The sequence below is a fragment of the Shewanella olleyana genome (assembly GCF_023283825.1).
In the GTDB taxonomy this organism is placed as follows: Bacteria; Pseudomonadota; Gammaproteobacteria; order Enterobacterales; family Shewanellaceae; genus Shewanella; species Shewanella olleyana.
This window is the reverse complement of record NZ_JAKILD010000029.1, coordinates 38,714-46,306: the sequence shown is the minus strand read 5'-3', so window position 1 is coordinate 46,306 and position 7,593 is coordinate 38,714. Positions and strand designations below refer to the sequence as shown.

Below are 7,593 nucleotides of genomic sequence, written 5' to 3'. Positions count from 1 at the left end.
TATTGTTGTGGACTAGGCTCTCGAAGCATGATGATAAACTTGGTTATTATCTGTACTTCTATTAGATCAAAGCCCTAGACGAATGTCTAGGGCTTTGTCAGCAGTCTGAAACCTAGCAGAATGCTAGGTTTTATTTTTATAGTCCGCTAATAAATTAGATTGTCATAGCAAGTTCAGCGCCTTGACGAATCGCACGTTTAGCATCTAATTCAGCAGCAACATCAACACCGCCGATTAAATGGACAGGTAAACCAGTCGCTTTCATATCATCAACTAAAGTTCGGTTTGATTCCTGTCCTGCGCACAACACAACATTATCTACCGGTAATACTTGAGATTCCTCTCCCACTTTAATATGAAGACCTTGTTCATCAAATTTTTCGTAACTCACACCAGTCTTCATATTAACTTGGTGCTGTTTAAGTACGCTGCGATGGATCCAACCCGTCGTTTTACCTAAGCCTTTACCCATCTTAGTGGTTTTGCGTTGTAACAAATAAACTTCACGCTGAGGAGTATGCTGCTCGGCATCCTTAAGACCTCCGGCATGTTCATAGTCTTTATCAATACCCCATTGCTTAAGCCATTTGTCTGGCTGTAACGTCGTAGATTCTTGTTCACATAAAAAGTGAGCAATATCAAAACCAATACCGCCAGCACCAATCAGTGCAACTTTTTCACCAATGTAAACTTCGCCTTTTAATACTTGCTGGTAATCAACCACTTTAGGGCTGTCGAAACCTGGTAAGTTTAATGCACGTGGTACGACACCTGATGCAACAATTACTTCATCGAATTTTTCGTTAGCAAATACTTCTGCATCTAGACGAGTATTAAGACGCAATTCCACATTATGCAGTTTCATTTGATTAGTGAAGTAACGGATCGTTTCATCAAACTCTTCTTTACCAGGTATTTTTCGGGCTAAATTAAATTGTCCGCCCACTTCAGCTTTAGCTTCAAATACAACAACCTCATGTCCACGAGATGCCGCATAAACCGAAAAAGCCATTCCAGCTGGGCCTGCACCCATTACGGCTAAGCGCTTTTTATTGGTTGTTGGGGTGAAGTTAATCTCAGTTTCATAGCAAGCTCGCGGGTTTACTAAACACGTAGCGCGCTTTAACGAAAAAGTATGGTCTAAACATGCTTGGTTACAACCAATACAGGTATTAATTAATTCACTCTGACCTGCTGCAGCTTTATTAACGAACTCGGCGTCGGCTAAAAATGGTCTTGCCATTGATACCATATCAGCTTGACCAGAGGCGATGATTGACTCGCCAATTTCAGGTGTATTAATTCGGTTTGTCGCAATTAAAGGAACTGAAACTTCAGATTTAAGTTTCTCGGTAACCCAAGAGAAAGCACCACGAGGAACACTGGTTGAAATAGTCGGTACACGGGCTTCATGCCAACCAATACCGGTATTAATGATTGTCACGCCGGCTTTTTCTAACCATTTAGCTAACTTAACAACTTCATCCCAAGTTGAACCGTTATCGACTAAATCAAGCATAGATAGACGGAAAATAATAATAAAATCATTACCAACTTTTTCACGAATCGCTTTAACAATCTCGAGCGGGAAGCGTGCTCGTTGAATAAAGCCGCCGCCCCATTCATCTGTTCGTTTGTTGGTACGAGAGCTAATAAATTGGTTAATTAAATAACCTTCTGAACCCATGACTTCAACACCATCATAGCCTGCTTTTTTGGCAAGCTTAGCGCTACTGGCATAATCTTCAATAGTCCCTTTGACTTGTCTTCCTGACATTTTTGATGGCGTAAATGGCGTGATCGGTGACTTGATTTTACTCGGCGCTTGAGTAAATGGATGATAACCATAGCGCCCGGCATGCAGTATTTGCATACAGATTTTACCATCTGCCTCATGGACAGCATCTGTCACTATGCGATGCTTACGCACTTGCCAAGGAAAACTAAGTTGGCAAGCGTGTGGTGCAAGACGTCCACGAAAATTAGGAGCGATACCACCAGTGACAATCAAACCACAGCCACCTTCAGCTCGTTCTTTATAAAATGCGGCCAGTTTCTCAAATCCGCCCTTTTCTTCTTCTAGACCTGTGTGCATTGAGCCCATCAGTACTCGGTTTTTTAACTGAGTGAAGCCTAAATCTAAGGGTTCTAATAAATGTGGGAACGACATTCAAACATCCTTTTTAAACAAGTGATTTAAACTAGCATACAACGTGAGATTAATAAGCTCAATGCTTAAACAAGGCTATTGTTAAAAACCGTTACAATTCAATTTACCCAAGTGACGCATAATCAGTTAGCATTACACCATTAGAATGCTATAGGAGTGGCTAATGTCCGCCAAACCATCACTTATAAAAAGAATCTTTACCCTGATTTGGAAAACCATTAATGGTATTCGTAAAATAATCTTAAACCTTATATTTTTCGGATTTATAGCCATCATCATTGTTACATTAAGTGCTGACGATGAAATTGTTGTACCTGATCAATCTGCATTGGTTCTCAATCTTGCAGGAAATATAGTCGACCAAAAAAGACATGTTGATCCTATTGAGGCGGTATTCAAACAAAGTAAGGCTGATGATCCTGAGGGTGAAGTATTACTTTCAGACATCATTTATGTCATCGACAGTGCGACACAAGATCCGCGTATCAATACCATAGTGCTTAAAATGGGAAGTTTACGCTCAGGCGGTATCAGTAAAATGACTGCAGTCGGCGACGCGCTTAATAAGTTTAAAGCTGCAGGTAAAACTGTTGTCGCATTTGGTAATTCGTACGAACAGAATCAATACTTCCTTGCCAGTTATGCAGATAACATTTATTTGAATAATAAAGGTGCTGTATCCCTTGAAGGATTAAGCAGTTACAGATTATTTTACAAATCAGCATTAGAGAAAATAAACGTCAGTACACATGTATTTCGTGTAGGTACCTTTAAGTCAGCTGTAGAGCCCTTTATTCGTGATGACATGTCTGCACCTGCAAAAGAAGCAAGCAGCGCATTACTTAATGATATTTGGCAAAACTATGAGTCAATTGTCGCCTCAAACAGAAATATTAATGAAAATGATATTGTGCTTAATCCACAACGTTACTTAACTGAGCTCGATAAAGTCTCAGGTGACTCAGCTCAATTAGCATTAAATATGAATTGGGTCGATGAACTGGTATCCGATGAAGCATTTCGCTTAGCAATGGTAGAAAAAGTTGGCCAAGACACTGATGGTGAATCATTCAAACAAATTACTTTTTCTGAATACTATTCAGCAGTGCAGCCAGTACCTAGCCTAATTGAACAAGACTCTGTTGGGATTGTTGTCGCTAAAGGTAATATCCTTAATGGTAAACAACCAGCTGGCCAAATTGGTGGTGAAAGTACCTCTGCACTACTTAAAAAAGCACGCTTCGATGACAAAGTTAAAGCTGTAGTGTTACGTGTTGATAGCCCTGGTGGCAGTGCATTTGCTTCAGAAAAAATTAGACAAGAAGTCATTGCACTTAAAGATGCAGGCAAACCTGTTGTTGTTAGTATGGGTAGCCTTGCAGCTTCTGGCGGTTACTGGATTTCAGCGAGTGCTGATTATATTTATGCAACGCCAACTACCCTAACCGGCTCAATCGGTATCTTTGGCATGTTTGCTACCTTTGAAAAAGCCTTAGCTAATTGGGGCATAAACTCAGACGGTGTGTCGACATCAGAATGGGCTGGCATTTCTGCAACCCGCGCTTTAGACCCAAATGTGTCGGCAGTTGTACAACGTCATATTGAACATGGATACCATGAGTTTATTTCGTTAGTCGCCAAAGAGCGTGACATGAGTCTTGAACAAGTGGATCGTATTGCTCAAGGCCGAGTATGGTCAGGAACAAGAGCAGTAGAGCTGGGTTTAGTGGATGAGCTAGGTGATATAGATAGCGCCGTTGCAAAAGCTGCAGCACTAGCTGAAATAGAAAAATTTGATACTAAGATCATTGAACGAGAACTTTCCACTGAAGAGATTTTCGTCCAAAAAATGCTAGCCACAGCATCGCCTTACCTACCAGAAGCGTCCACTCGATCGCCAATGGTTGAACAATTATTCAGTCAGTGGTCAACGGTTATTGAAGAGTTCACCATGTTTGATGATCCTAATGGTATGTATCTCTATTGCGAGCACTGCAACTATTAGACAACCATAAGGTCTTCAAATCCGCTAGATCTGCTTGATTTTTAGCGGCTTTAACGCCTTAAATTGAACAATATTCAAAAATGCCCGCTTTGCGGGCATTTTTGTTGGGTTTTACTCAATCTAAGACGTATAATTTGCAGATCTGATAATAACTCGCTCTGAGAATTAACTTCAATGACAAAACGTTCTATATACGTCGCTTATACCGGCGGTACCATAGGTATGCGCAAAACAGACAATGGCTTTGCCCCTGTGGCAGGTTTTTTAACTGATTGCGTAAAATCAATGCCAGAGTTTTATCATGAAGAAATGCCTAGCTTCGTTATTAATGAATATTCACCATTAATAGATTCATCCAACATGGCGCCGACTGATTGGCAGCTCATTGCTAATGATATTAAGGCAAATTACGACAAGTATGATGGCTTTGTGATTTTGCATGGTACTGACACCATGGCTTATACCGCTTCAGCCTTATCCTTCATGCTTCAAGGCTTATCTAAACCTGTTATCGTCACGGGCTCTCAAATCCCGTTAGCCCAGCTACGCTCAGATGGTCAAACCAATCTATTGAATTCGTTATACATCGCCGCTAATTACCCCGTGGCTGAAGTGTGTTTGTTCTTCAATAACAAACTGTTTAGGGGTAACCGCTCTACTAAAGCACATGCTGATGGTTTTGATGCTTTTGCTTCTCCAAATTTCCCGCTATTACTGGAAGCTGGAATAAAAATAAACCTTAGAGCAGGCCAAATAACAGAACCCACTAACGAAGCGCCATTAATGCCATTAGAAGTCATTAATATCAGTCCTCAGCCCGTTGGTGTTATTACGCTGTACCCAGGGATCTCGACCGAAATATTCGCTAATATTTTGATGCAACCAGTTAAAGCATTAATCTTACTCACATTTGGTGTCGGTAATGCACCACAAGATAAAGCATTGTTAGATACGCTCAAACAAGCAGATGAGCGCGGTATTGTGATCGTTAACCTTACCCAATGTTTTCAAGGCAAAGTTAATATGGGTGGATATGCTACAGGTAATGCACTAGCACAAGCTGGAGTAATAAGTGGTTCAGATATGACCATTGAAGCTGCGTTAGCAAAACTGCATTATTTGCTATCGAAAAATATGACGTCAGCTGAAGTAAAATCTGCGATGAAGAAAAACCTATTGGGTGAACTGACAGAATAGTTTAAACCTAAAAACATAAGTTTTTGAAATAAAATAAAAAAGCCGCATTACATTAATGCGGCTTTTTATTTTATTGCGTAGCAATAAATTCATTGCAAAGTTTATATAACGCTATATATCAGATTCTTTAAATTCGGCAATCGATTCACCGCGGAATTCTTTTTTAAGCTGTGATTTAGATAGCTCGTTAATTTTGCCACCAGCACCGATGGTAAAATGATCGGTCTGTGATAATTTACGGGCTTGATATAACATGACCACCTGCAAAGTAGACTCTTTTTGCTCAGCAGATAACACAGTGCCATCTTCCCACTTACCCGTTTCAGCAGCCGATTTTAGACGTTGATATACTTCGTCTGGCATCTCATCGATGACTTTATTGATATCATTCATACGCTTTTCCGTTTATGTAACACAATCCTTGCTCGTGTGATGGTGTAGCCAACAAAACCAAATACAAAGCAGCCTGTGGCTATTTGTGATTGTAAGCCCGTCGCTGTTTCACCACCCCAAAACCAAATCACCACACCTGCGATAAATAAGGTTAAAAACACAAAACTGTGAGTCATTAACTTATTGGATTGCTGGATGTGACTAATAATACGAACAGACTCATTATCACCGTCAGTTTTTGCACGGCAATGTGAGCACTCTTTCGCTTTACTCGAAATACGCTTTTGACATGAAGGACATTCAATTAACGCCATAACTCGCCTACTCGGTTAAATTATCAACAACGGCAAGCATTGCAACTAATGATGCTTCACCTAAATATTCACAACGTGCTGGCGACCAACCGACTACAGGGTCTGGTAAGTTGTCGTTGTCTTTAAACGGCATTTCTAATGTATTCGCTAGACATTTGAATGTGTTACCAACCCAGTTAGAACCAACCGTTAAGTTTGCTTTACCTGGCTCATCTTTGTCATAACCGTATTTAGTTTGGAAATCTGCACTTGCCATACCTAACGCTGCAAGGAACTGCTCTTGTAACTTAGCCATGCGATCAGTGTAGTTTGGCGCGCCTTCACAGCCTGCAACAAACACGTATGGTAAACCTTCATCGCCGTGAACATCGTAAAATAAGTCTACGCCAGTTTCTTTCATCTTATTTGTAACGTAATAAACTTCAGGGCTGCGTTCTAAACTTGGCGACTGCCATTCACGGTTTAGATTAGTACCTACTGCATTAGTACGTAAATGACCTCTGACACTGCCATCTGGATTCATGTTCGGCACAATGTAGAAATTGGCTTTATCTAGTAATAGTTTTGCTGTTGGGCAATCACTGTCTAGTAATTGATTTAACAAACCTTCAATTAACCACTCAGCCATTGTCTCACCTGGATGCTGTCTTGCAGTAATCCAAATGTTCTTTTTAGCTGGGTCATTATCACCAATTTTTAGTAAGCTCATGTCACGACCATCTAGCGTTAAACCAAGGTTTTCAAGGCTTACAGATGGGTGTAATTGAACAGAACTGATTAAATCTAAATGACGCTCGTAGCTGTACGGAGCAAAGTAAGCAATTTGAATGGCTTCACAATCTAAATCGACTTGAATCGAAAGCTTGCCATCTTGGTAGGTCGTTGGTAAACGGAACCAATGTTGGCGATCATAACTTGCTACAGCTTGATAATCTTCCCAGCCTTTAGGGTAAGATGCTGTACCAGCATTCATGATGTTCAGTATATAAGTTTGACCGATTTCAGCTTCCATACGAAAGTTAAACCACTGATAGAATTCACCACCTTCATCAGGTCTAATCTCAAGTTGAATGTCATCGTGTTTGTCTAAATTGATAGTCTCAATGTTGCCACCATCAAAATTCGCGTTAATACGCATAGGACTTCCTTATGTAAGGTTATTATCGATTTTTATGCCAGCATCTTATCAAATGCCGTTACTCAATAAAATCAAATGCTGAACATCAACGACACATCTGTTCAAATAATGTCTAATTCAAGTCTAAATCGCAGCATAGCTAGGATACTTACTGTACAAGTCAGTTAATTGGTTATCAGTGTATTGGTTACATGCATCACTAACAAAGTGGTAAAAAAAATGCCGAATACAAAATGTACTCGGCATTTATTATCATTATTTGTTATCAACATTAAATTTATCTAAATAACTTAATGAGCAGCTAATTATAGTGCTTAGTAATCTAAGCGGTGTTAGATAACATCAGTGCTGTCTATTTCACCCTGTGTATTAAACC

The 7,593-nt window shown here is 40.1% G+C and carries 6 protein-coding genes; 2 read left to right on the top strand and 4 right to left on the bottom strand.

The window, feature by feature from the left end; genetic code table 11:
• Window positions 1-154: 154 nt before the first annotated feature.
• Complete coding sequence (locus L2735_RS17500) at window positions 155-2,170, bottom strand: NADPH-dependent 2,4-dienoyl-CoA reductase (RefSeq protein ID WP_248985934.1); 2,016 nt, start codon at window positions 2,168-2,170, stop codon at window positions 155-157.
• 163 nt (window positions 2,171-2,333) lie between these two features.
• Between L2735_RS17500 and sppA the strand changes: the two genes are divergently transcribed.
• The gene (gene sppA / locus L2735_RS17495; RefSeq protein WP_248985933.1) at window positions 2,334-4,175 is read left to right on the top strand and encodes a signal peptide peptidase SppA; all 1,842 of its coding nucleotides are present in this window, start codon (window positions 2,334-2,336) and stop codon (window positions 4,173-4,175) included.
• A 174-nt stretch (window positions 4,176-4,349) separates the two neighbouring features.
• Window positions 4,350-5,372, top strand: a complete 1,023-nt coding sequence (ansA, locus tag L2735_RS17490; protein ID WP_248985932.1) for an asparaginase — start codon at window positions 4,350-4,352, stop codon at window positions 5,370-5,372.
• 111 nt (window positions 5,373-5,483) lie between these two features.
• Here the strand turns inward: ansA and L2735_RS17485 are convergent, their stop codons facing one another.
• From L2735_RS17485 to L2735_RS17475, 3 genes are read right to left on the bottom strand one after another with little or no spacing between them, the layout of a single operon-like run.
• Entirely contained in the window at window positions 5,484-5,765 is a 282-nt protein-coding gene (locus L2735_RS17485; protein ID WP_248985931.1) for a YeaC family protein, read from the bottom strand.
• Entirely contained in the window at window positions 5,762-6,079 is a 318-nt protein-coding gene (locus L2735_RS17480) for a zinc ribbon domain-containing protein (RefSeq protein ID WP_248985930.1), read from the bottom strand. The genes L2735_RS17485 and L2735_RS17480 overlap by 4 nt, the downstream gene beginning before the upstream one ends.
• 7 nt (window positions 6,080-6,086) lie before the next feature.
• Window positions 6,087-7,217, bottom strand: a complete 1,131-nt coding sequence (locus L2735_RS17475; protein WP_248985929.1) for a M14 family metallopeptidase — start codon at window positions 7,215-7,217, stop codon at window positions 6,087-6,089.
• Window positions 7,218-7,593: the final 376 nt, after the last annotated feature.

Bases quoted from the DNA above. Each gene is read 5' to 3' on its own strand.
- L2735_RS17500 (WP_248985934.1), bottom strand. From the start codon at position 2,170: ATGTCGTTCCCACATTTATTAGAACCCTTAGATTTAGGCTTCACTCAG.
- L2735_RS17485 (WP_248985931.1), bottom strand. From the start codon at position 5,765: ATGAATGATATCAATAAAGTCATCGATGAGATGCCAGACGAAGTATAT.
- L2735_RS17480 (WP_248985930.1), bottom strand. From the start codon at position 6,079: ATGGCGTTAATTGAATGTCCTTCATGTCAAAAGCGTATTTCGAGTAAA.
- sppA (WP_248985933.1), top strand. From the start codon at position 2,334: ATGTCCGCCAAACCATCACTTATAAAAAGAATCTTTACCCTGATTTGG.
- L2735_RS17475 (WP_248985929.1), bottom strand. From the start codon at position 7,217: ATGCGTATTAACGCGAATTTTGATGGTGGCAACATTGAGACTATCAAT.
- ansA (WP_248985932.1), top strand. From the start codon at position 4,350: ATGACAAAACGTTCTATATACGTCGCTTATACCGGCGGTACCATAGGT.